The sequence below is a fragment of the Neisseria sp. HMSC058F07 genome, assembly GCF_001810035.1.
GTDB classification, from domain to species: domain Bacteria; phylum Pseudomonadota; class Gammaproteobacteria; order Burkholderiales; family Neisseriaceae; genus Neisseria; species Neisseria perflava.
Genome location: NZ_KV799669.1, coordinates 1 through 24,169, shown reverse-complemented (window position 1 = coordinate 24,169; position 24,169 = coordinate 1). Strand labels below are relative to the sequence as shown.

At 49.5% G+C, this 24,169-nt stretch carries 21 protein-coding genes, 3 tRNA genes and 1 pseudogene; 22 read left to right on the top strand and 3 right to left on the bottom strand.

Annotated elements, in window-relative coordinates; translation table 11 throughout:
• Positions 1-1,090 precede the first annotated feature (1,090 nt).
• The 5 genes from pyrB to HMPREF2696_RS11905 all read left to right on the top strand — a co-directional run bounded on the left by pyrB (position 1,091) and on the right by HMPREF2696_RS11905 (position 4,627).
• Entirely contained in the window at positions 1,091-2,011 is a 921-nt protein-coding gene (pyrB, locus tag HMPREF2696_RS02130) for an aspartate carbamoyltransferase (RefSeq protein WP_039862268.1), read from the top strand.
• A gap of 10 nt (positions 2,012-2,021) precedes the next feature.
• Positions 2,022-2,480 carry an aspartate carbamoyltransferase regulatory subunit gene (pyrI, locus tag HMPREF2696_RS02125; protein ID WP_004520167.1) on the top strand — a complete coding sequence of 153 codons (459 nt, stop codon included), beginning with the start codon at positions 2,022-2,024 and terminating at the stop codon, positions 2,478-2,480.
• 193 nt (positions 2,481-2,673) lie between these two features.
• Positions 2,674-3,339, top strand: coding sequence for a COG1361 family protein (locus tag HMPREF2696_RS02120; protein ID WP_049336352.1), 666 nt, complete (start codon positions 2,674-2,676; stop codon positions 3,337-3,339).
• A gap of 275 nt (positions 3,340-3,614) precedes the next feature.
• A complete protein-coding gene (locus HMPREF2696_RS02115) occupies positions 3,615-4,478 on the top strand; it encodes a GNAT family N-acetyltransferase (RefSeq protein ID WP_039862269.1) in 864 nt (287 codons plus the stop codon).
• Positions 4,479-4,501: 23 nt separating this feature from the next.
• Entirely contained in the window at positions 4,502-4,627 is a 126-nt protein-coding gene (locus tag HMPREF2696_RS11905) for a hypothetical protein (protein ID WP_003684698.1), read from the top strand.
• Between the two features lie 65 nt (positions 4,628-4,692).
• On the opposite strand, the gene HMPREF2696_RS02110 is transcribed toward HMPREF2696_RS11905, so the two are convergent.
• On the bottom strand, positions 4,693-5,196 hold the full coding sequence (locus HMPREF2696_RS02110) for a hypothetical protein (protein WP_004520170.1): 504 nt from the start codon (positions 5,194-5,196) through the stop codon (positions 4,693-4,695).
• Between the two features lie 213 nt (positions 5,197-5,409).
• Here HMPREF2696_RS02110 and pyk point away from each other — a divergent pair, with 213 nt between their 5' ends.
• Positions 5,410-6,882: a pyruvate kinase gene (gene pyk / locus HMPREF2696_RS02105; protein ID WP_004520171.1), complete on the top strand. Its 1,473-nt coding sequence runs from the start codon at positions 5,410-5,412 to the stop codon at positions 6,880-6,882.
• 175 nt (positions 6,883-7,057) lie between these two features.
• Positions 7,058-8,473, top strand: a complete 1,416-nt coding sequence (locus tag HMPREF2696_RS02100; RefSeq protein ID WP_004520172.1) for an OmpP1/FadL family transporter — start codon at positions 7,058-7,060, stop codon at positions 8,471-8,473.
• Positions 8,474-8,784: 311 nt separating this feature from the next.
• On the opposite strand, the gene HMPREF2696_RS02090 is transcribed toward HMPREF2696_RS02100, so the two are convergent.
• Positions 8,785-10,050 (bottom strand): LysM peptidoglycan-binding domain-containing protein, encoded by a 1,266-nt coding sequence (locus HMPREF2696_RS02090; protein ID WP_049336996.1) that lies wholly within the window; start codon positions 10,048-10,050, stop codon positions 8,785-8,787.
• A gap of 234 nt (positions 10,051-10,284) precedes the next feature.
• Here HMPREF2696_RS02090 and def point away from each other — a divergent pair, with 234 nt between their 5' ends.
• The 10 genes and pseudogenes from def (at position 10,285) to topA (ending at position 21,944) form a co-directional block, all read left to right on the top strand.
• Positions 10,285-10,788, top strand: coding sequence for a peptide deformylase (gene def, locus HMPREF2696_RS02085; RefSeq protein ID WP_003678675.1), 504 nt, complete (start codon positions 10,285-10,287; stop codon positions 10,786-10,788).
• 135 nt (positions 10,789-10,923) lie between these two features.
• The gene (fmt, locus tag HMPREF2696_RS02080; protein ID WP_070503666.1) at positions 10,924-11,850 is read left to right on the top strand and encodes a methionyl-tRNA formyltransferase; all 927 of its coding nucleotides are present in this window, start codon (positions 10,924-10,926) and stop codon (positions 11,848-11,850) included.
• A gap of 33 nt (positions 11,851-11,883) precedes the next feature.
• Positions 11,884-12,402, top strand: a pseudogene (locus HMPREF2696_RS02075) (O-acetyl-ADP-ribose deacetylase).
• Between the two features lie 46 nt (positions 12,403-12,448).
• Positions 12,449-13,708, top strand: coding sequence for a 16S rRNA (cytosine(967)-C(5))-methyltransferase RsmB (gene rsmB, locus HMPREF2696_RS02070; RefSeq protein WP_070503669.1), 1,260 nt, complete (start codon positions 12,449-12,451; stop codon positions 13,706-13,708).
• Positions 13,674-14,267: a DUF4390 domain-containing protein gene (locus HMPREF2696_RS02065; protein WP_004520180.1), complete on the top strand. Its 594-nt coding sequence runs from the start codon at positions 13,674-13,676 to the stop codon at positions 14,265-14,267. Before rsmB ends, HMPREF2696_RS02065 begins: the two co-directional genes overlap by 35 nt.
• Before the next feature lie 3 nt (positions 14,268-14,270).
• On the top strand, positions 14,271-16,397 hold the full coding sequence (locus HMPREF2696_RS02060) for a sensor histidine kinase (protein WP_004520181.1): 2,127 nt from the start codon (positions 14,271-14,273) through the stop codon (positions 16,395-16,397).
• Positions 16,384-17,658: a sigma-54-dependent transcriptional regulator gene (locus HMPREF2696_RS02055; protein ID WP_004520182.1), complete on the top strand. Its 1,275-nt coding sequence runs from the start codon at positions 16,384-16,386 to the stop codon at positions 17,656-17,658. Before HMPREF2696_RS02060 ends, HMPREF2696_RS02055 begins: the two co-directional genes overlap by 14 nt.
• Before the next feature lie 235 nt (positions 17,659-17,893).
• Positions 17,894-19,084 carry a DNA-processing protein DprA gene (gene dprA, locus HMPREF2696_RS02050; protein ID WP_004520183.1) on the top strand — a complete coding sequence of 397 codons (1,191 nt, stop codon included), beginning with the start codon at positions 17,894-17,896 and terminating at the stop codon, positions 19,082-19,084.
• Positions 19,085-19,108: 24 nt separating this feature from the next.
• Positions 19,109-19,564 carry a Smg family protein gene (locus tag HMPREF2696_RS02045; protein WP_004520184.1) on the top strand — a complete coding sequence of 152 codons (456 nt, stop codon included), beginning with the start codon at positions 19,109-19,111 and terminating at the stop codon, positions 19,562-19,564.
• A gap of 73 nt (positions 19,565-19,637) precedes the next feature.
• Complete coding sequence (gene topA, locus HMPREF2696_RS02040; protein WP_004520185.1) at positions 19,638-21,944, top strand: type I DNA topoisomerase; 2,307 nt, start codon at positions 19,638-19,640, stop codon at positions 21,942-21,944.
• Positions 21,945-22,057: 113 nt separating this feature from the next.
• Here the strand turns inward: topA and HMPREF2696_RS11095 are convergent, their stop codons facing one another.
• On the bottom strand, positions 22,058-22,408 hold the full coding sequence (locus tag HMPREF2696_RS11095) for a hypothetical protein (RefSeq protein WP_079453718.1): 351 nt from the start codon (positions 22,406-22,408) through the stop codon (positions 22,058-22,060).
• Between the two features lie 366 nt (positions 22,409-22,774).
• Between HMPREF2696_RS11095 and rsmD the strand changes: the two genes are divergently transcribed.
• The 5 genes from rsmD (at position 22,775) to HMPREF2696_RS02015 (ending at position 24,092) form a co-directional block, all read left to right on the top strand.
• Entirely contained in the window at positions 22,775-23,347 is a 573-nt protein-coding gene (rsmD, locus tag HMPREF2696_RS02035; protein WP_004520186.1) for a 16S rRNA (guanine(966)-N(2))-methyltransferase RsmD, read from the top strand.
• A gap of 122 nt (positions 23,348-23,469) precedes the next feature.
• Positions 23,470-23,721 (top strand): YfhL family 4Fe-4S dicluster ferredoxin, encoded by a 252-nt coding sequence (locus HMPREF2696_RS02030; protein WP_003679513.1) that lies wholly within the window; start codon positions 23,470-23,472, stop codon positions 23,719-23,721.
• A gap of 98 nt (positions 23,722-23,819) precedes the next feature.
• Positions 23,820-23,903 (top strand) — tRNA-Tyr (locus HMPREF2696_RS02025).
• 31 nt (positions 23,904-23,934) lie between these two features.
• Positions 23,935-24,008 (top strand) — tRNA-Gly (locus HMPREF2696_RS02020).
• 9 nt (positions 24,009-24,017) lie between these two features.
• Positions 24,018-24,092, top strand: a tRNA-Thr gene (locus tag HMPREF2696_RS02015).
• Positions 24,093-24,169: the final 77 nt, after the last annotated feature.

Sequence of the window (24,169 nt, the reverse complement as noted above, 5' to 3'; positions counted from 1 at the left end):
GAGATATTTAGGGGCAATGATGCGGAGTGTAAGCCTTTTACGGGGTGACAATAGGGTGGAAAGGAGATAAGAAAGTAAAAAGGACGTGCACAGGCACGTCTTTGGGGGAGGCTGATCTCAACCTCGAGTACTGCATTATTGTCTTAACCCGTTTTATTATTTTGACGAACTGAATATTTCAAATCCAGTACCTTATGCTGACACTGCAACCAGCCGGCGGAAGGTAATGCCCTGGTCAGAACTATTAGGAATTAACTGTAAATTGAGCGGGAAAGTTTAAAAGTAGAGAAAGCGGTAGTTTAAGTTATTGATGCAACATTATTCAGACGGCCCGAGCGGTCATGGGTAAGGATAATAAAAGATAAAGGCTGTAGACAAATTACACCAAGCAAAGATAGCATTGTCTGCAGGGTAAAAGGCTGGTTGATACAGCAAACATATATCTGTATCTATTTTGAAAGGCTATATTGAGAAACTGCACATCACTCCTTCAATATCGACGAGATAAGGTATGGCAGAAGGTTCGATCAAAGGCTACGGCAGCAAAACAGATGGCACCTAGAAAAACATCAGCTACAGACCTGCATTATCGCAAAGCCCTTTGCAACAACTCATCGACGGAAACGCAAATCAAACACAACCGAATATTTGTCGAAAAACCCGTTATGTGGTTGAACAAAGCTTTGTTACGTTTCACTGTAAATCAGGGTGTGAACCTAATTTGCTTTAGGCAACATGGGTGTGCAACGCTATTCGAAAGCGATATGTTTGAATCGTTGAAGTGGTTAACAGCTTACTTGCGCTTGTTTGCTCCTACAAGATGCGAGCATTGGGAAGATAAAAGGGAGCTGTCAAGTCCCTGTGTTTGATTTTTGGCTGTTGGGGATGAAGGATTTTTTGCAAAGGTCTCAGACCGTCTGAAAACTTGATAGAAGCAGTCGTCTGTTAAATATGCGATAATGCGGGAGATTTCATGGGTGTGGTAGAAACATGGTTGTGATTGTCCGACGGGGATGATGTCGGGCAACGATGGAATCGGTTTGCTTGAAACGCCCGCCTGTTGCGGGCTTTTTTATGGGAAGGAATGGTCATGCCTAATCCGCTTTATCGGCAACATATTATTTCAATTTCAGATTTGACGACGGAGCAGCTCGAATTGCTGCTTCAGACGGCCTTGAAGTTGAAAAAGCAGCCTCGCGAAGATTTGCTTGAAGGTAAATTGATTGGTTCGTGCTTTTTTGAACCCTCTACCCGTACGCGTTTGTCTTTTGAAACGGCGGTACAGCGTTTGGGTGGGAAAGTTATCGGTTTTTCCGATGGCGCGAATACCAGCGCGAAAAAGGGTGAAACGCTTGCAGATACTGCGAGGATTATTTCCAGTTATACGGATGCGATTATTCAGCGACACCCGAAAGACGGTGCGGCCCGTGTGGCGGCCGAGTTTTCGAGCGTGCCCGTGATTAATGCCGGCGATGGTACCAACCAACATCCAAGCCAGACGCTTTTGGATCTGGTAACGATTTATGAAACACAAGGTAGTTTGAGCAATTTGAAGATTGCGATGGCCGGTGATTTGAAATATGGCCGTACGGTACACTCATTATGTCAAGCATTGAAGCGTTGGGGTTGTGAGTTTGCATTTGTTTCTCCTCCCAGCTTGGCGATGCCGGACTATATCACTGAAGAGCTGGAGGAGGCCAGTTGCCCTTATCAAGTCCTGTCCAGCTTGGAAGAAGCGGTCGAATGGGCGGATATTTTGTACATGACCCGCGTTCAGCGCGAACGTTTTGATGAGCAGGAATTTGCCAAAATTCAGGGTAAATTCAATCTTGATGCGCCGATGTTGGCAAACGCCAAACCCAATTTGCGCGTCTTGCATCCTTTACCGAGGGTAGATGAAATTCATCCGAATGTGGATAAAACACCTCATGCCTATTATTTTGAACAGGCAACCAATGGAGTGTATGCACGGATGGCGATTTTGTCTTTGGTATTGAACGAAGAAGTTTAAGGAGCGAAAGATGGAAAACTCAAAACTCAGCGTTGAAGCAATCGAACAAGGTACGGTGATTGACCATATTCCTGCTGGTAAAGGCTTGGCCATTTTAAGACAGTTTAAGCTGCTGCATTATGGCAGCGCGGTTACGGTTGGTTTTAATTTGCCCAGTAAAACGCAGGGAAGCAAAGACATTATCAAAATCAGCGGTGTGTGGTTGGATGCCAATGCGGCCAACCGTTTAGCTTTATTTGCCCCTGAAGCAGTGGTCAACAAAATCGATCGGTTTAAGGTGGTTGAGAAACAGCATTTGTCATTGCCGGACGAGATTTCGGAAGTGTTCCGTTGCCCGAATACTAATTGTGCCAGTCATGGCGAGCCGGTCATCAGTCGCTTTTATGTCCGTTCACATAATGGTCAGACGCGTTTGAAATGCCATTATTGCGAAAAAACCTTCTCGCGTGATTCGGTTGCCGAAGCCTGATAAAAATCTCAGGCCGTCTGAAAATACGGCTATACGGTTTGAGTTGTCTGCTTGATACATTAGTTTCATAAAAAGCAAGATATTAAGCAAATTGCGTTAAAATTACGTTAAAATAATGCCTTCCGGGTTGATGACATTATTCGCCCGAAAGGCATTATTTTTTAATAACATGATACGAAATGTAGGAAAACTCATGCACTCATCCATACAAAGCCGGTTTGCCCCAATTTTATACGTCTTGATTTTCTTTGCCGGATTTTTAGCCGCACAAGTTTGGTTTAATCAGCAAGCCTATTTGACCAATCTTCCCCTTTTGGTTACAGCCATTTCTGCCGTTGCATTTGTTTGGTTGATTTGGGCCGTCGTATCTGCGCGATCCAAAGCTAAAAGCAAGATGTTGCACCGTGAGCAGCTGATTCAAAAAGAGAGCATTCATCCTGTTTTGCATGCGACGTTGCAACGTTCTGATGGACAAACGGATTTATTGGTTTTGGTTGTCCGCAATAGCGGTAAGGGCTTGGCGAAGAATGTGCGTTTTGAGGCTGAGGCTTTGCCGGATCACTTGCCGAGCAAGCTGGTTGCCGATGCAGTTATGCGCTTGGAGATGTTTTCCGGCGGCGTGGATATGCTGGCATCGGGAGAATTGTATGGCGGCGTGTTTGCAAGCATGTTGGCGCTGGCTGCCGAATTGCCGGACCAAACATTCGGCGGAGTATTGAAACTGAAAGCCACTTATGAAAATGCCTTTGGCGATCAATGCACTTCAGAAAGCGTTTTGGATTTGAGCATATTGAATTTCAATTTGTCAGAAATTAAATCCAATGGCGAGCAAAAGCCCCGCAAGAAATTGTTGTATTGATATTCAAAATATGCAGGCCGTCTGAAACCGAAATACTTGTTTTCAGACGGCCTGTTGTTATTTTTCAAATGATTTTTGAAGAAAAAGAGGCGTATCGGGTATAATAATCAAAGAATTCGAAACGGATTGTCAGGCTCGGCAAGCCGTCTCATCATTGTCGTATTTCAAAACCTTACTGATATTTTTTCAATAATCTGTTGCTATGTATCGGAACTTTTTCTGATGTTGGCACTGGCGAAATATTCCTTCAGCCATTTACTCTCAGGAAGCTGCTTATGTTAGTGTGTAATCCTTATGAAGTTGTGATCCATGGTACGACCAGCAAAGGCAAGATTTTCCGACCAAGCGACTGGGCGGAGCGCCTGTGCGGTATTTTGTCTTCCTTTACTAAAGACAACCGCCTTTCCTATTCGAATTGGGTGCGCCCGATTTTGGTGGACAATGTCCGTTGTGTGGCAGTCGATAAAAAACTGGAAGAAGACAATCCGCAAATGTTCCGTTTCTTGATGGACTTTGCAGCGGATAATGATTTGCGCGTGATTGACTGCAAAGCCTTGCTCAAAGAGCAAGAGAGCAAACAACAGGGCGAAGTGCCGGTCGAACGCGTTTTGTTGGCGCAGGCGATTGAAGAAAAACATGCTGCCGAGCGTGCCGAAGCGGCCAATGCGCAGCCTGAGCCCCAAGCTGCCGCGCCTGTGGTCGGCGTATTGCGTGAAATTCCGCCGGAAGAAACTGCGACCGCTTTTGCGGCATTAAGCATTTTGCGTTCTTCTTTGACCGATATTCACCGTTTTGTCGAACAAATCAACGAGCATCAGCGCAAAACCGGCTACCGCCTGCTGGGCATTTTTGAAGAAGGCAAACAAAATGCCGTAGCCGTATGCGGTTTCCATGCTGCGTACAATTTGGCCAGCGGTTACCATATCCATATTGACGACATCGTAACCATGCCTCAATGCCGCCAAAAAGGCTATGCTTCACGCTTGTTGGAAGAAGTACGCAAAATCGGTGCGGAAACGGGCGCGACCAAAATCCATCTGAATGTCCATGTGAACCATGACCGTGCAGGGGCGCATCGTCTCTACTTCAAAAACGGATTTGAAATTTGTGCGTACCATTTCCGTTGCGACCCGAAATAATTTTTGTGGAAAGAGAGAAATCAATGTTGAAGATTTTGACCGCGGCTGTTTTGACACTGAGCTTGGCGGCCTGCGCATCAGGCAGCGGAGGCAGCTCGCAAATGTATGGTGAGATTAAGGCCGGTGTAGAAACCAGCCATCAACGTTGAGATATACAATGACAAGGCCGTCTGAAATAGGTTTTTCTGTTTCAGACGGCCTTTCTGCAGCTTGATTAGAGGGTAGCGGAGGTATCGTCGGTGGCAACAGTCCGATGCAGGCGATACCAATTGTACAGGCGCAAGATGCACAAGAAAGCGATGATGGGCATGCAGACTGCGGTAACCAGATAACGCGGGTTGCTGAAGTTTAAAACGTTGTGCCCGGAAAGCAGCGACAAAGCGGCATGCAACCATTCCCACAAAGACGAAATGCTGAATGCCAAAACAGCCAACAGGCCGAGAGTTCGGAAAATGCCGATGGGCAGGATTTGTCGGCGCAATACGGCGCGGTTGAGTTGGAACAAAACAATCAAACCGAAGCCGATGATGCAGACCATGCCGCCGTTGGCGACGATTTGCAGGCTGTTGAAGGCGATGTCGGGCGTAACGGAAAGCGTGCCGGACTGGTTGGATGCAGTTTGTTGCAAGTTTAAGCCTTGCATTACATTCAGGACGAAACCGTATATCAGGTCGGCCAAAACGATGCCGATGGGTAGCGGAGTCAAAAAACGTTTCATGGATCAGTTGAGTATTCTATTAGTATGAGGGAGGCCGTCTGAAAATCAAAAATGACGACGTGAGAGTGTATTGTATCCGATAGAAAAGTAGGTTAATGCAAAAATAAATTTAGTTTAAGTCAGAAAATTATGTAATTTTACGCCAACATTATTGCATTAAGAGTACAATCTTCTTCATTATCAAACGTGGAATCAACAGGAAAGGACGTTTATATGAGCCAATTGCAACGTGATTTAACCCGTATCAGCCACAATACCAAAATTGTCGCCACATTGGGTCCGGGCAGCAACAATGTACAATTGTTGGAAGACATGATCCGTGTCGGCGGCCTTAATGTCGTCCGTTTCAATTTCAGCCACGGTACGCCGGAGTTTCATGAAGAAAATGCCCGTATCGTACGCGAAGCCGCGAAACGTGCGGGTCAGGAAATCGCTATTCTTGCCGACTTGCAAGGGCCTAAAATCCGTGTCGGCAAAATTGCCGGCGGCAGCATCGAGCTGAATAAGGGTGAAACCTTGATTTTGGATGCCGCACTTGAAGGCGAAGGCACACGCGAAGCGGTTGGCCTGGACTACCGCGATTTGCCGAATGACGTCGTTGCCGGCGATGTTTTGTGGCTGGACGACGGCCTGTTGACTTTAACCGTTGAAGCGGTTGAAGGAAGTAAGATTATTACAATGGTAGAAAACAGCCATGTACTGAAAAGTAACAAAGGTATCAATAAACGCGGCGGCGGCCTGTCTGCCGGCGCGTTGACCGAAAAAGACTTCCGCGACCTGAAAACGGCGATTGCCATTGGTTGCGACTACTTGGCCATCAGCTTTGTGAAATCTGCCGAAGATTTGCACATCGCACGCGCCAAAGTCGAAGAAGAAATGAAAGGCAGTACAGCCGTACGTCCCGGTTTGGTTTCCAAAATCGAGCGCGTAGAAGCCATTGAAAATCTGGACGAAATCATCCTTGCCAGCGACGGTATTATGGTTGCCCGCGGCGACTTGGCAGTGGAAGTCGGCCATGCCGCCGTACCTGCCCTACAAAAACGCATGATCCGCCGCGCCCGTGAGTTGCGCCGCTTCAGCATTACCGCAACTCAAATGATGGAATCCATGATTACCAACCCTGTACCAACCCGCGCGGAAGTCAGCGACGTGGCCAACGCGGTATTGGACGGTACCGATGCGGTGATGTGTTCCGCCGAAACCGCCGTCGGTGCGTATCCGTTTGAAACCGTCAGCCAAATGGCGATTATTTGTGCGGCTGCGGAAAAAGAACAAGATTCGCTCAACGGCGTTGCCGAACAGGTCGAGTATCCCGAAGCCGTCAGCACCAACTTGGCGATTGCTGGCGGTGCGGTCAGCGTGGCGCGAGCAGTTCACGCCAAAGCCATCGTTGCCCTGACTGAAAGCGGTTCGACCGCCTTCGAAGTCAGCCGCCACAACATCACCCTGCCGATTTTTGCCCTGACGCCGAGTGTTTCAGCGCAACGCCGCATGGCGATGTACCGCGGCGTGCGTCCGTTGATTTTGGCAACCAGTACCGATCACGATACCGCGCTGAACGAAGTGGAAGCCATGCTGGTAGAACACAAAATCCTCCAAAGCGGCGACCAATACATCATCACCAGCGGTTCGCAAATGCGCGAATCCGGTTCGACCAATACGCTGGAAGTGTTGCAGGTTAAATAATTGCAGTGATCCGATAATTGGAAAAGCAGGCTGTTTTAGCCTGCTTTTTTGTGTAAAAAAAGAAAAGATTAGGCAAAAATAATGATGTAGTATAGAATTGAGTGCCTATACTAAATCAATAAAGGACGTTTCAGACGGCCTTTTTCTTTGTACGCCACTTTCACGGTAAACCAAAATGATTCATTTCAACCTGAAAAAAACAGCGTTTATTTTAAGCGCAGCACTGTTATCTACCGCCGTCCAAGCCTCCGGCTACCATTTCGGCACACAATCCGTTAACGCACAAGGCACGGCCAACGCCGCCGCCGCCGAAGCCGCCGATGCCTCAACTATTTTCTACAACCCGGCCGGTTTGAGCAAAATCGACAGCAGCCAAATTTCCGTCAACGCCAATATCGTTTTCCCAAGCATTCATTATGAGGCAGAATCTGCGAAACACTTCCGCACGGGTGCCGATGTCAGCGGCTCGACCAGCGGCAAAATTACCGAAACCACCGTTGCTCCGCACGTTTATAGCGCGTACAAAGCCAGCGACGATGTGACTTTGGGTTTGGGCGTGTACGTTCCTTTCGGTTCGGCAACCGAATACGAAAAAGATTCCGTCTTGCGCCACAACATCAACAAACTGGGTTTGACCACCATAGCCATCGAGCCGGTAGTTGCGTGGAAACTGAATGAGCAGCACGCCGTCGGTGCCGGTTTGATTGCCCAATATTCCAAAGCCGAATTGCGCAAATACTCCGACTGGGATGCTTCCGGCGCCATCAGCCAGTTGGCCAGCGGCTTGGCTTCCCGTCAAGCAGGCCGTCCCGTTGCTGTCGATGCGACCGGCAAAGCTGACGGTCATGCCGATGTAAAAGGTCACGATTGGGGCTTTGGTTACCAACTGGCGTGGATGTGGGACATCAACGAGCGCGCACGCGTGGGTGTGAACTATCGTTCCAAAGTATCGCATACGCTGAAAGGCACTGCCGATTGGGAAGCGGACGGCGCATATGCAAAACGCGCATGGGATTTGGGTGCAATGGCTGCACGCGGTTATGTGCCGAACGAAAAAGCCAGCGTAAAAATCGTAACGCCTGAGTCTTTGTCTGTTCATGGTATGTACCGCGCCACCGACAAAACCAACCTGTTCGGCGATGTGACTTGGACGCGCCATAGCCGCTTCAACAAAGCGGAGCTGGTGTTTGAAAACACCAAAAAAGTTGTCAACGGCCAATCTGACCGTACCGTTATCACGCCTAACTGGCGCAACACTTATAAAGTTGCATTCGGCGGCTCTTACCAAGTTACCGAACCATTGCAACTGCGTGCCGGTATCGCTTTCGATAAATCGCCGGTTAAAAGCGCTGAAGACCGTATGAACAGCCTGCCTGACGGCAACCGTATTTGGTTCTCCGTCGGTGCCAAATATCAACTGGGTAAAAACCATGTTATCGATGCGGCGTACAGCCATATCCACATCAATGACACGGTTTACCGCACCGGCAAAGCCAGCGGCAACGACGTGGACAGCCGCGGTGCATCCTCTGCCCGCTTCAAAAATAAAGCGGACATCTTGGGCTTGCAATACACTTACAAATTCAAATAATCGGATTTGAGTTGTGGATAAAAAGGCCGTCTGAAGATTTCAGACGGCCTTTTTGATTGGCAGGAACAGATGGAGCAATCCACAGGCAATAAATGGTGTGTTGGGCTTTACATATTTCTGATTGGAATGGCAGAACGGAAAAACGATAGAAAAAAGAATAGCCGATTACCGGCTGGAAAAATAAGATGTTGTTTGCGCTTTAAACAACGTGTTACAGATTTCTTTATTCTGATGGGCAGCAATCAAAAGGCCGTCTGAAAAACAGGTTTTCAGACGGCCTTATTTGCCAGATGGCTGCTAAGAAAGCTCAATCAGCTGCGGACTTCCAGTTCGATTTCTCTTTCTTGTTCGTCTTCAGCCGGCTTGTCCATGGTTTTTTCATCAGCCATATTGTCCAAGTCGCGGCCGGGTTCGGAAGCGGTATCACCGATGGAAACGCTGTTCAGGCTTTCCAAAATAATGGCTGAGGCCAGATGGTCGGATGTGCGGTACACCATTGCCAAACCGATTTCTTCCGCCGGAATGGAAACCAACTCAACCGTATCTTTGTCTTTCGGCTTACGAATCAGGTTGTTGGATAGATTGACACGGACTTGGCGGCCGCGTTTGTAGAGGCTGACCACAGTGCCTTTGTCCAAGCCGTCGAGTTCGCCTTTATCCAAAGTAATGGTTTGGAACTGACCGGCTTCGCCCACGCCGTCGAAGATGGAAACGACTTTGGCCTGAATCGGACGGGCAGGGGCGTGAGGCATCACATTGAAGCTGTCGAGGCCTTCGGGCAGTTTCAGCAGATAGTCGTCTTTGCGGATTTCGGAAACGGCTTCTTCGATAACCAAAGGTTGCGCGGACTGGGTGCGCAGCTTCATGACTTTGTTGACTTGGGTGTAATACTCGTTGCTTTTGAGTTTTTCGTCAGAAGCGCGGGTACGGTTTTCCAAGGCGGAGTCGGTGTAAGGCAGCGTGTTGGCGATGCCGCTGAACACGACTTCTTGGCCGAGGAATTTACCGGTTTCCGGATCGGTGATGTTTTTATTGACGCGGTAGGTCAGGTAGCGGCCGGGTTCGGTCAGGCCGTATGCGTACACGCGGTTGCCTTGGGTGTAGAGGACGCGGTTGTCGGGACCTGCAATCAGGCGCGGCGCGTTGGCGGTTTCTTCCGGAGCGATAATCTGCGGATGTTTCATAAACATGCGGTAGAGGTTGACGTTGACGGTCGGAATGCCGTAGCCGGAAGTTTCGCGTACGCGCGGATGCAGTTTGATCACGGGAATGCCGTCTGAACGGGTTTGGGCGTGTTCAAAACCCAGTCGAGGCTGGCCGTTGACGTAGCGTAAAACCAACACCTGACCCGGATAGATCAGGTGCGGATTGCGGATGGCGTTGCGGTTGGCGCCCCAAAGGCGGTTCCATTGCCACGGGCTGTACAGATATTTGCCGGAAATGCCCCACAAGGTATCGCCGTTTTTAACGACGTAGCGTTGCGGCGCATTGGGGCGGATTTTTAAAGAAGCTGCCTGAGTGTGGGCAGAAATAGCCATGCCTGCCATGCAAAGCAGGGTTATAATACGTTGTTGCATAACCGTTCCCCTTGAAATCGGTTTGGTTTGTCTTCAGATGATAAACAGAGAAGGCTGGAGTTTGCGAAACTGCCGCCCATCCATCAATACGATAACGAACGGCCTCTGTCGCGCTATCTTAACATTTTTCGGCGTTATTTTAGCATTGAATGTTGCTGTCATGACAGGAGATTGTGGCGGCGGAAACCAAATCTGTATGAAAATCACACATCAGTTTTATAAAACGAGAATATTATGGCTTTACTGAACATCCTCCAATACCCTGACGAGCGTTTGCACACGGTTGCCAAACCTGTTGAAAAAATCGACGAGCGCATCCAGACATTGGTTGCCGATATGTTTGAAACCATGTACGAAGCACGCGGTATCGGCTTGGCGGCCACTCAGGTCGACGTACACGAGCGCATCGTCGTGATGGATTTGACCGAAGACCGCAGCGAGCCGCGCGTGTTCATCAATCCCGTCATTGTCGAAAAAGACGGCGAGACAACTTACGAAGAAGGCTGTCTGTCCGTACCGGGCATTTACGATACTGTGACCCGTGCCGAGCGCGTCAAAGTTGAAGCCTTGAACGAAAAAGGCGAGAAATTCACGCTGGAAGCAGACGGCCTGCTGGCAATCTGCGTGCAGCACGAATTGGACCACCTGATGGGCATCGTGTTTGTCGAACACTTGTCGCAGCTGAAACAAGGCCGCATCAAAACCAAACTGAAAAAACGTCAGAAACACACCATCTGACCTGCGCATCGCTTAAAGGCCGTCTGAAAAGACAAAACAGAAGGCATACTTCGGTTTTCAATCTTTCAGACGGCCTTTTCAGCTGAAACAGTTTGCCCAACGCGCCCATTCAAACCATTTTCACAAGGACACAACATGAAAGTCATCTTTGCCGGTACGCCCGATTTTGCCGCCGCCGCCTTGAAAGCCATCGCCGCCGCAGGTTTTGAAATTCCGCTGGTGTTGACCCAGCCTGACCGCCCCAAAGGCCGCGGCATGCAGCTGACCGCATCGCCGGTCAAACAGGCTGCCTTGGAATTAGGTTTGACCGTGGCGCAGCCGGAAAAGTTGCGCAATAACGCCGAAGCCCTGCAAATGCTTAAAGATACGGGCGCGGATGTGATGGTAGTGGCCGCGTATGGTTTGATTTTGCCGCAGGATGTGTTGGATACGCCCAAACACGGCTGCCTCAATATCCACGCTTCGCTGTTACCCCGTTGGCGCGGCGCGGCACCGATTCAACGTGCGATTGAAGCCGGCGACGCCGAAACCGGTGTGTGTATCATGCAGATGGACATCGGCTTGGACACCGGCGATGTGGTCAGCGAACACCGCTACGCCATCCAGCCTACGGATACCGCCAACGAAGTGCATGACGCGCTGATGGGTTTGGGTGCGGAAGCGATTGTTGCCGACTTGCAGCGTCTGCAGGCTGAAGGCCGTCTGAATGCGGTCAAACAGCCTGAAGAAGGCGTTACCTACGCCCAGAAATTGAGCAAAGAAGAGGCGCGTATCGATTGGAATGAAAGCGCGGCTGTGATTGAGCGCAAAATCCGTGCTTTCAACCCTGTACCTGCCGCGTGGGTCGAGTATCAAGGCAAACCGATGAAAATCTGGCGTGCCGAAGTCGTGGTCAAACAGGGTAAGGCAGGCGAAGTGTTGTCCTGCACTTCAGACGGCCTGCTGGTGGCGTGCGGTGAAAATGCGCTGAACATTACCGAATTGCAGCCTTCCGGCAGCAAACGCATGAGCATACAGGCATTTGCGGCAGGCCGGACGATTGAAGTCGGAACGGTTTTGTAACAGGCTGGAAACAAACGTAGAGGAAAGAAAACAATGGCTGTTTTTGAAGTGGTCGAGGGCGATATTACCCGATTGGCAGTCGATGCGATTGTCAATGCCGCCAATTCATCGCTGTTGGGCGGTGGCGGAGTAGACGGTGCAATACACCGCGCCGCAGGCAAAGAGCTGCTGGATGAGTGCCGAACTTTGGGCGGTTGCCGCACAGGCGAAGCCAAAATAACCCAAGGCTATCGTTTGCCTGCGCGTTTTGTCATTCATACGGTCGGGCCGGTATGGTTTGGCGGAAAACAAAATGAAGAGGCCAAATTGGCACAATCCTACGCCAATTCCTTGCTGCTTGCCCAGAAACACGATCTTCACAGCATCGCCTTTCCGTGCATCAGTACCGGTGTGTACCGTTTCCCGGCCAAAGCTGCCGCGCGTATCGCTTTGGAGAGTTTGAAACAAGTCCTGCCGTAATGTCCGGCAGTGGAAAAAATCATCTTTTGCTGTTTTTCCAAAGCAGATGCCGAATATTATCGGGCATTGCTGGCAGCCGAACAGGCCGTCTGAAATCCTCCGAACACTTGAAATCAAATATAAATCAGAAAGCAAAAATATGAGTATGTCCCTCGCCCAAAAACTGGCCGCCGACAGCGTTGCCGCGGTTGCCGAAGGGCGCAATCTTCAGGATGTCTTGGCGGAAATCCGCGCGGCGCATCCGCAGCTGACGGCGCAGGAAAACGGCGCGTTGCAGGATATTGCCTACGGTTGCCAGCGTTATTTGGGCAGTTTGAAGTATATGCTTGGTCAAATGTTGAAGAAGCCGATTGACAATCCGCAGCTTGAAAGCCTGCTTTTGGCGGCGATGTACCAACTGCATTACACGCGCAATGCGCCTCATGCCGTGGTCAATGAAGCGGTGGAAAGCATTGCCAAAATCGGCCGCGGCCAGTTCCGCTCGTTTGCCAATGCGATTTTGCGCCGCTTTTTGCGTGAACGCGACAAGCTCGCAGCTTCCTGCAAAAAAGACGATGTGGCGAAACACAATTTGCCGCTGTGGTGGGTGGCTTATTTGAAAAACCATTATCCGAAACATTGGCACAATATCACCACTGCGCTGCAATCGCATCCGCCGATGACTTTGCGCGTCAACCGCCGACACGGCAATGCCGAAAGCTATTTGGAAAAACTGGCTGCGGAAGGTATTGCGGCCAGGGCTTTGGACGAATACGCCGTGATGTTGGAAGAAGCTGTGCCGGTAAGCCGCCTGCCCGGTTTTTCAGACGGCCTGGTGTCGGTGCAGGATTTTGGTGCGCAACGTGCTGCCTATTTGTTGAACCCGAAAGACGGCGAACGCATTCTCGATGCCTGTGCGGCGCCGGGCGGCAAGACAGGCCATATCTTGGAACTGGCAGATTGTCATGTTACCGCTTTGGATATAGATGAAGGCCGTCTGAACAGGGTGAAGAGCAATCTTGACCGTTTAGGCTTTCAAAAGGCCTCTTTGACTTGTGCCGATGCGCAGGACTTGGCGGCATGGTATGATGGAAAGACCTTTGACGCTGTCTTGGCCGATGTGCCGTGTACCGCTTCGGGCGTGGCGCGGCGCAATCCTGACGTCAAATGGCTGCGCCGGCCGACCGATGCCGTCAAAACCGCACGCCAACAGGAAGCATTATTAGACGCGCTGTGGCAGACCCTGACGAAAAACGGCAGGATGTTGCTGGCTACCTGCTCGGTCTTTGTCGAAGAAAACGACGGTCAGTTGCAAAAATTCCTTAACCGCCATGCCGATGCCGAGTTGATCGAATCGCATGTGCTTTTACCGAACAAACATCAAGATGGCTTTTATTACGCGCTTATTAAAAAGCAGTAAAACGCTGATTGTACCGCTCTTGCTTGCCGTGTCGCTGAACGCGGCAGGCGAGGGCATCAGTGCGACCCGTGCCGAGGCAAAGCTGACCCATGCCGGACAGCTTTCCGTCAGCAGCCGTTTCCGCACTGACTTGCCCGACCAGCTTAAAGAAGCACTCAAACAGGGCGTCCCCCTGCATTTCAATTTAAGTTGGCAGCTGTCAGCGCCGTCTATGTCGTCTTATAAATTCAAGTTCGACCAGCTGCTCAACAACGACAGCACGATTCAATACAAATTGTCCTTCCATCCGCTGACCAACCGCTATCGCGTTACCGTCGGTACGTTTTCTACCGAGTACGATACGCTTGAGACTGCCTTGCGCGCAGTGGGCGCGGTCGCGAATTGGAAGGTTTTGTCCAAGGGTGCGCTGAGTGATGTGGCCGCCAAAGACACGAAGGCTGAAATCCGCCTGCTGCTGACAACCGCCAAGCTGCCCAAACCGTTCCAAATCAATGCCCTGACGTCTAAAAACTGGCATTTGGATTCCGGTTGGAAGTCCTTGTCGGTCGTGCAGGAGTAAACCATGCGCCGCTTTCTTCTGATTGCCGCCGTATTCGCCGTTGTTTTGTTGTACGGTCTGACTGTTGCAACGGGCAGCAGCAACGTATTGTCCGATTACTTCTGGTGGATTGTCGCCTTGTGCGGTTTGCTGTTGCTGGTGTTGGCGGCGGTGTTGGTGCGCTATGTCGTGCTTTTGATGCGCGACAACAGCAAAAGCGTGTTCGGTTCGCAGATTGCACGTCGGCTGTCGGGGATGTTTACTTTGGTTGCCGTATTGCCGGGCGTGTTTTTGTTCGGTATTTCCGCCCAGTTTATTAACGGTACGATTAATTCTTGGTTTGGCAACGATACCCATGAGGCTCTAGAGCGCAGCTTAAACTTGAGCAAATCCGCGCTGAACTTGGCGGTAGACAACGCTGTCAGCAACGCCACGCCGGTGCAGATCGACTTAATCAGCGCCGCTTCGCTGGACGGCAACTTAGGGCAAGCGCTGGCAAAATCCGCGCTTACTGCCGACTTTGCCCAGCTGGCGCTTTATAACGCGACTACCCATAAAGCCGAGAAAAGCATCAATCCCTTGAAACTAAATCAACCTGAGCTTAACAAAGAAGGATGGGAGCAACTGGAGCAGACCGGCTCGGTGCGCAGCTTGGAAAACATCGGCGGCGTGCTGTATGCTCAAGGCTGGATGCTGATCGGTCCGCATAAAAATCAGGATTATGCGTTGTTTTTTCGGCAGCCGATTCCGAAAGATGTTGCCCAAGACGCGACGCTGATTGAAGCAGCCCGAGCCAAATATGCCGAACTGAGTTATACCAAAAAAGGCCTGCAAACCTTTTTCCTGTCCACGCTGTTGGTCGCGACATTATTGGCCATCTTTTTGGCGCTGGTGATGGCTTTGTATTTTGCCCGCCGTTTTGTGGCACCGGTATTGTCGCTGGCAGAGGGTGCGCGGGCGGTGGCTCAGGGTGACTTCAGCCAGACTCGGCCGGTATTTCGCAATGACGAGTTCGGCCGTTTGACCCAGTTATTCAACCACATGACCGAGCAATTAGCGATTGCCAAAGAGGCAGACGAGCGCAACCGTTTGCGCGAAGAAGCAGCACGCCATTATTTGGAATGCGTGTTGGAAAGTTTGACTACAGGCGTGATTACTTTGGATGCCAATGGCCGTCTGAAAACCTTTAACAAGGCCGCCGAACAGATTTTGGGCGTTTCGCTGGTGTCTTTGTGGGGCAGTAACTGGCATCAATGGCACGGCAAATCGCCGCAGCAAACCCTGTTGGCCGATGTGTTTGCCGCCATTAATGAAACCGCCGATAGCAACAAACCCGTCCAAGTCGAATACGCCGCGCCCGATGATGCCCGAATCTTGTTGGGCAAAGCCACCATTTTGCCGGAAGACAATGATAACGGCGTGGTGATGGTGATTGATGACATTACCGTCTTGATGCGGGCGCAAAAAGAGGCCGCATGGGGCGAAGTGGCGAAACGTTTGGCGCACGAAATCCGTAATCCGCTTACGCCTATCCAGCTTTCCGCCGAGAGATTGGCATGGAAATTGCATGATAAACTAGATGAACAAGACGCCCAAATTCTCAGCCGTTCAACCGATACCATCGTCAAACAGGTGGCCGCGCTGAAAGAAATGGTCGAAGCGTTCCGCAACTATGCGCGTGCGCCGTCGCTGAATTTAGAAAAACAAGATTTAAACGGTTTGGTGTCGGAAGTATTGGTATTATATGAGGCCGGCGCGTGCAAGTTTAATGCACGGCTCAGCGCCGACGCCCTGCCGATTGTTGCCGATACGACGGCGATGCGCCAAGTGTTGCATAACCTATTTAAGAATGCTGCAGAAGCGGCAGAGTCGGACGAAGCGCCTCAAGTAAACGTCGAAACAGGGCGCGAAGGCGGACAGGTTTTCCTGACCGTCTGCAACAACGGCAAAAGTTTCAGCAAAGAAATGCTGCACAATGCTTTTGAGCCGTACGTTACCGACAAACCGACAGGAACGGGGCTGGGTTTGCCCGTTGTGAAAAAAATTATCGAGGAGCATGGCGGCCGTATCAGCCTGAGCAATCAGAACAGTGGCGGCGCGTGCGTCAAAATAGCTTTACCGGAAATGGCAGAAACTTATGCGAAGCAGTGATATTTTGATTGTAGATGATGAAGTAGGCATCCGCGACCTGCTCTCCGAAATCCTTCAAGATGAAGGCTATACCGTCACTTTGGCCGAAAATGCCGAAGAAGCGCGCCAATTGCGTTATCAAACGCGTCCGGCCATGGTATTGCTGGACATTTGGATGCCCGATTGCGACGGCATCACTTTGTTGAAAGAGTGGGCGAAAAACGGCCAACTCAATATGCCTGTGGTTATGATGAGCGGCCATGCCAGCATTGACACTGCGGTTGAAGCCACTAAAATCGGCGCGCTCGATTTTCTGGAAAAACCGATTGCCCTGCAAAAACTCTTGTCCGCAGTAGAACGCGCCTTGAAACATGGCGAAGTTCAGACGGCCTCCGGCATGACTTTGGACAAACTGGGCAACAGTTCCGTCATTCAAGAAATGAACGGCAGTATTGAAGCGGCCGCCAAACACAACCGCCCGCTGTTGTTGGCCGGTGAGGCTGGCTCGCCGTTTGAGATTGTCGCCCGCTATCTGCACAAAAGCGGTACGCCTTGGGTGGCAACCGACCGTGTCGAACACATTGTTGATACGCCGATGGAGCTGTTGCAAAAGGCATCAGGCGGTATTTTGTATGTCGGCGATATTGCCCGTTACAGCAAAAACATCCAAAACGGCATTGCTTTCTTGCTGGAAAAAGCCGACCGCTACAATGTCCGTGTGATTGCTTCATGCGGTTTTAAACGAGGTGAGGGCGCCGATGACGTCGTTGCCGGCCGATTAGCAGAGCTGTTGAAAGAGCGCATCAATGTTCCTTCTTTGCGCAGCCAGCCGGACGACATCGTCTTTTTAATCAACCGCATCATGACCGATTTGGCCGAAAGTCAAAAAATCCAGCCGGTAAAATTCAGCGACAGCGCATTGGTGGTTTTGCGCCAATACGATTGGCCGGGCAATTACGACCAGCTTGCCGAAACGGTGAAAAACATCATGTTGGAATCTGACGGCAAAGAAGTGGACGAGCAGGCCGTTGCCGTGGCTTTGGGTCAGAAGGAAAACGCGACGGCGACAGAAATCATCGGCGGCTTCAATTTCAATATGCCTTTGCGCGAATTGAGGGAAGAAGTCGAGCGCCGTTACTTTGAGTACCACATCGCCCAAGAAGGCCAAAATATGAGCCGCGTGGCGCAAAAGGTCGGTTTGGAGCGTACACACCTTTACCGCAAACTCAAACAACTCGGTATCAGCGTATCGCGCCGCAGCGCCGACAAATCCGAAGAATAAGCGCAATATCGGTTCAAACACAAAAGAGGCCGTCTGAAAGCCATCAGGTTTTTCAGACGGCATCGTCATTTGACGGTTTGCTTAGACAAGCAATACTTTATAAAAATAATGGTATGGCTAGGCATTGTTATTTTGCCTTTTAAGCCGACAGAAGTTTTATATCAATAAAATTTTCAGACGGCCTTGATTTACTTCAGGCCGTCTGAAAAAAACATTACGAAAAGGGAACAGATTGATGACGGAAAACGAGCGTTTTGCTTGGTTGCAACTGGCATTTACGCCCTATATCGGCGCAGAAAGTTTTTTGGTGCTGTTGCAGCAATTCGGTAGCGCACAAGCTGCCTTGAATGCGCCGGCAGACAAAATTGCCGCGTTGGTGCGCCATAAACAGGCAGCCGAGTCGTGGCGTAATGCGGACAAACGGGCTTTGGCGCAGCAGTCTGCTGAAGCCGCTTTACAATGGGAAATGCAGGACGGTTGCCGTTTGTTGCTGCTGCAAGATGATGATTTCCCCGAAATGCTGACACAAGGCATTACCGCGCCGCCGGTCTTGTTTTTACGCGGCAATGCAGAGCTGCTGCACACACCTTCTGCCGCGATGGTCGGCAGCCGCCATGCCACGCCGCAGGCAATGCGAATTGCCAAAGATTTCGGTAGGGCGTTGAGCGAAAAAGGCATTCCCGTCGTATCGGGTATGGCTTCGGGTATCGATACCGCCGCCCATCAGGGGGCATTGCAGGCAGATGGCGGCACCATCGCCGTCTGGGGAACCGGTATAGACCGCATTTATCCGCCGTCCAATAAAAACCTTGCTTATGAAATTGCCGAAAGGGGATTGATTGTCAGCGAGTTCCCTTTAGATACGCGTCCGTTTGCAGGCAACTTTCCGCGCCGCAACCGTTTGATTGCCGCATTATCGCAGCTGACATTGGTGGTCGAGGCGGCATTGGAATCTGGCTCATTGATTACCGCCAAGCTGGCGGCAGAGATGGGGCGCGAAGTGATGGCGGTGCCCGGGTCGATAGACAATCCGCATAGCAAAGGCTGCCACAAGCTGATTAAAGACGGGGCAAAACTGGTGGAATGTCTGGACGATATTCTCCATGAGTGTCCGCAGCTATTGCAAAATACGCCTGTTCCATCATATTCTATAAATAAGACGGTAAAACTGAAAAACGATCAAACCAAACATCTGCAACCAAAAACAATAGCGGATGAACCGCAAAGGCCGTCTGAAAACCTATCTGCCGCCCCATCAACAAGCGCTTTATTGGAAGCAATGGGTTACGACCCGATACATCCCGATATTTTGGCGCAACAAACCAATACGGCGGCGGCAGACGTGTACGCACAGCTTTTGGAATACGAACTTGACGGTATCGTTGCCGCCTTGCCGGGCGGCCGTTATCAGCGTGTCAAAGCATGAATTATCTATATTTAAGGAACCAGCATGACCGAAGTCATTGCCTATTTAATCGAACACTTCCAAGATTTCGACAATTGTCCGCCTCCGGAGGATTTGGGTCGCCTCTTGGAAGATGCGGGTTTTGATGCTACGGAAATCGGCAATACATTAATGATGATGGAAGTCTTGTTCAATACGTCCGAATTCTATGCTGAGCCGTTTAACAGCGACTCCCTGCGCGTATTCTGCCGTGAAGAAGCTGACAACCTGCCGCAGGAAGTCATGGGCTTGATGCAGTATTTGGTTGCCGAACACGCAATTACTTATGAGCAACGCGAAATCGTCATTCATGCCCTGATGCACATTCCATCGGACGAAATCACCCTCGATACCGCCAAAGTGTTGGTATTGCTGGTGTTGTGGATGCACAAGAGCGAGTTACCCGTCCTGATAGGCGACGACTTGATGAGTGCGTTGACCGGACAAAACGTGATGCACTAAACCTTTTTTCAGACGGCCTCAATAATAAAGGCCGTCTGAAACATAAACCCAATACATCCAAAAGAGAACAACAATGGCGAAAAACCTATTAATCGTCGAATCCCCGTCCAAAGCCAAAACCCTGAAAAAATATCTGGGCGGTGATTTTGAAATCTTGGCGTCTTACGGTCATGTCCGCGATTTGGTTCCGAAAAGCGGAGCAGTCGATCCTGACAATGGCTTTGCCATGAAATACCAACTGATCAGCCGCAACAGCAAACACGTCGATGCCATCGTTGCCGGTGCCAAAGAAGCTGAAAACATCTACCTCGCAACTGACCCGGATAGGGAAGGCGAAGCCATTTCTTGGCATCTTTTGGAAATCCTTAAATCCAAACGCGGATTGAAAAACATCAAACCGCAGCGTGTCGTGTTCCACGAAATCACCAAAAACGCCGTGCTCGATGCGGTTGCCCATCCGCGCGAAATCGAAATGGATTTGGTCGATGCGCAACAAGCCCGTCGCGCTTTGGACTATTTGGTTGGTTTCAACCTTTCGCCATTGTTGTGGAAAAAAATCCGCCGCGGTTTGAGCGCAGGCCGTGTGCAAAGTCCCGCACTGCGTTTGATTTGCGAACGCGAAAACGAAATCCGCGCGTTTGAAGCGCAGGAATATTGGACGGTGCATCTCGACAGCCACAAAGGCCGCAGCAAGTTCACCGCCAAACTCGCCCAATACAACGGCGCGAAACTCGAACAATTCGACCTACCGAACGAAGCCGCGCAAGCCGACGTGTTGAAAGAACTCGAAGGCAAAGAGGCTGTCGTTACCGCCATCGAAAAGAAAAAGCGCAGCCGCAACCCAGCCGCGCCGTTCACCACATCCACCATGCAGCAGGATGCCGTGCGCAAACTCGGTTTCACTACCGACCGCACCATGCGTACCGCCCAGCAGCTTTACGAAGGTATAGACGTAGGGCAGGGCGCCATCGGTCTGATTACCTATATGCGTACCGACAGCGTGAATTTGGCCGATGAAGCGTTAACCGAAATCCGCTATTACATCGAAAACAAAATCGGCAAAGAATATCTGCCAAGTTCGGCCAAGCAGTACAAAACCAAGTCCAAAAATGCCCAAGAAGCCCACGAAGCGATCCGCCCGACTTCTGTGTACCGCACGCCTGAAAGCGTCAAACCCTTCCTGAGCGCAGACCAGTTCAAACTCTATCAAATGATTTGGCAGCGTACCGTTGCCTGTCAGATGACGCCCGCCAAATTCGACCAAACCACTGTCGATATTACCGTCGGCAAAGGCGTATTCCGCGTAACCGGACAAGTGCAGACTTTCGCAGGCTTTTTGAGCGTGTATGAAGAAAGCAGTGACGACGAAGAGAGCGAAGACAGCAAAAAACTGCCTGAAATGAGCGAAGGCGACAAACTGCCTGTGGACAAACTCTACGGCGAACAACACTTTACCACCCCGCCGCCGCGCTACAACGAAGCCACGCTGGTTAAAGCCCTCGAAGAATACGGCATCGGCCGCCCCTCGACCTACGCCAGCATCATCTCCACGCTCAAAGACCGTGAATACGTTACCCTTGAGCAAAAACGCTTTATGCCCACCGACACAGGCGACATCGTCAACAAATTCCTGACCGAACACTTCGCCCAATATGTCGATTACCACTTCACCGCCAAACTCGAAGACCAGCTTGACGAAATTGCCAACGGCAAACGCCAATGGATTCCCGTGATGGATAAATTCTGGAAACCATTTATCAAGCAAGTAGAAGAAAAAGAGGGTATCGAACGCGCCAAATTTACCACGCAGGAACTCGACGAAACCTGCCCGAAATGCGGCGAACACAAACTGCAAATCAAATTTGGCAAAATGGGTCGTTTCGTTGCGTGTGCCGGTTATCCCGAGTGCAGCTACACCCGCAACGTTAACGAAACCGCCGAAGAAGCGGCCGAACGTATTGCCAAAGCGGAAGCAGAGCAAGCTGAACTCGACGGACGCGAATGCCCTAAATGCGGCGGTCGTCTAGTGTACAAATACAGCCGTACCGGCAGTAAATTCATTGGCTGCGCCAACTATCCGAAATGCAAACACGTTGAGCCGCTGGAAAAACCGAAAGACACCGGCGTCCAATGCCCGCAATGCAAAAAAGGCAACCTCGTCGAACGCAAATCCCGTTACGGCAAACTGTTTTACAGTTGCAGCACTTATCCTGACTGCAACTACGCCACTTGGAACCCGCCCATTGCAGAAACCTGCCCAAAATGCGCGTGGCCGGTTTTGACCATCAAAACCACCAAACGCTGGGGCGTGGAAAAAGTGTGCCCACAAAAAGAATGCGGATGGAAAGAACAGATTGAACCGCCGGCACCGAAAGAGTAATTGGTTAAAGCTTGGATAGAAAAAGGCCGTCTGAAAAATGATTTTCAGACGGCCTTTTTTTAAATATTTTCAATTAAGCTAGAGAAGAATATCCATAAAGTTAAGGAGATGGTTCAATAACATCCAAATTGGTTACAGGTTTTACTAAAATAATTGCCCTGAGAATTTCTTCCATTCATAAAAGTGGTATCTCCAATTCTTTGGGTGGTCATATCCCAAGAATTACCATTTGCTGCACGACCATTAGTATAAGTAGTGTTGCCAATATGCATACTTTCTTGAGACCAATTGCTTCCAGTTCGAGAATTATATCCATTTACATAGGTAGTATCGCCAATTGTTTGGATACTATAAGTATTCCCGCTATTGTCATTGCAAGTGTGAAATGAGTCGCTTCCATAGCAAGCTGCGAAAGAAGAAACTGGTGTTACAAGTAAAGTAAAAAGTAAGACGATATTTTTCATACAAAACCTCAATATTCATTATAGGTAATATGAAAATATAATATAAAAATATAATTTACTCAACTATATTTGATAATTTAACCATCCATATAAAAATCAAACTATTTTGAAGCAAGGAGGAAAAGTCGTTAGATATGTAAATTAAATAAAAAAGTGGGTGTTTGAAAAGTTAGAGATGTCTATAGACATATTAGAATTTAGCCTTTGAAACAATTAACTTCTTTTATTTAGAACAAACTAAGGCCGTCTGAAAAATGAGTTTCAGACGGCCTTGTTGTCTCTAAAAGCAGAGATCGAAATATGGTTTGATAGCAGTTTCACTATATAATTGAGGCCGTCTGAAAAATCGGTATCTTTTTAAGAATTATGGCAAACAACAAACATTCCAAACACAGCAATCAAGTACGTATCATTGGTGGACAATGTAGGGGACGAAAGTTAACATTTTTATCTGCAGATGGTCTGCGCCCGACGCCTGACAGCGTGCGTGAAAAACTGTTTAACTGGCTGGGTCAGGATTTAACTGGAAAAACAGTATTGGATTTATTCAGCGGCAGCGGTGCTTTGGGAATGGAGGCTGCTTCTCGTCATGCGGCAAAAGTGGTAATGGTCGATAACCACCGCCAAACTGTTCAAACACTTCAGAAAAATATCCGTGAATTAGGTTTGAAACAGGCGAAAATCGAATGTTCAGACGGCATGGCTTATCTGGCAAGGCTGTCTGAAAAATTTGATGTTGTGTTCCTTGATCCGCCGTTTGCATGGGAAGATTGGCAAAATCTGTTTATCCGATTGCAAAGCCACTTGAAAAATGGGGCAATGGTCTATATTGAAGCAGGGAAGCTGCCTGAAAAACCGGATTGGCTGGAAATTTATCGGGAAGGAAAGGCGGGAATGAGCAGGTTTGAATTGTTGCTCTATTCGCAAGTTGCTGAATAGTATAGAATTTGAGAATCATTCCCAAGGTGTAAAACATTCTTTCAAACGGATTGTTCCGACGTCATTTGTGCTATAATCCGCGCCCAATCGGTTTTGATAATTTAAGAAAAAAGGAAATAGAAATGTCGCTCTTTATTACAGATGAGTGCATTAACTGCGATGTGTGCGAGCCGGAATGCCCTAATGATGCCATTTCGCAAGGTGAAGAAATTTACGAAATCAATCCAAATTTGTGTACGCAATGTGTAGGCCATTACGATGAGCCTCAGTGCCAACAGGTATGTCCTGTCGACTGTATCTTGATTGATGAAGAGCATCCTGAAACGCACGAAGAGCTGATGGCTAAGTACGAAAAAATCATTCAGTTTAAATAAATAGTGTTTAAAAGCAAAAGCTTGGATGTTTTTGAAGGAATAAATAAAAAAAAATCTTGACGGAAATCTAAGTTGCCAATAAACTAGCGTTCTCTTTTGGAGGGATTCCCGAGCGGTCAAAGGGGGCAGACTGTAAATCTGTTGCGTGAGCTTCGAAGGTTCGAATCCTTCTCCCTCCACCAAAAATTCTTACTTGGAGCAAATAGTGAGTATGCGGGTGTAGCTCAATGGTAGAGCAGAAGCCTTCCAAGCTTACGGTGAGGGTTCGATTCCCTTCACCCGCTCCAAACAATTTCGCCCATGTAGCTCAGGGGTAGAGCACTCCCTTGGTAAGGGAGAGGTCGGCAGTTCAAATCTGCCCATGGGCACCATCTCATTATTACCCTTTCTTTCAAAAGCTTAGATTATAGGATATTGCCATGGCTAAGGAAAAATTTGAACGTAGCAA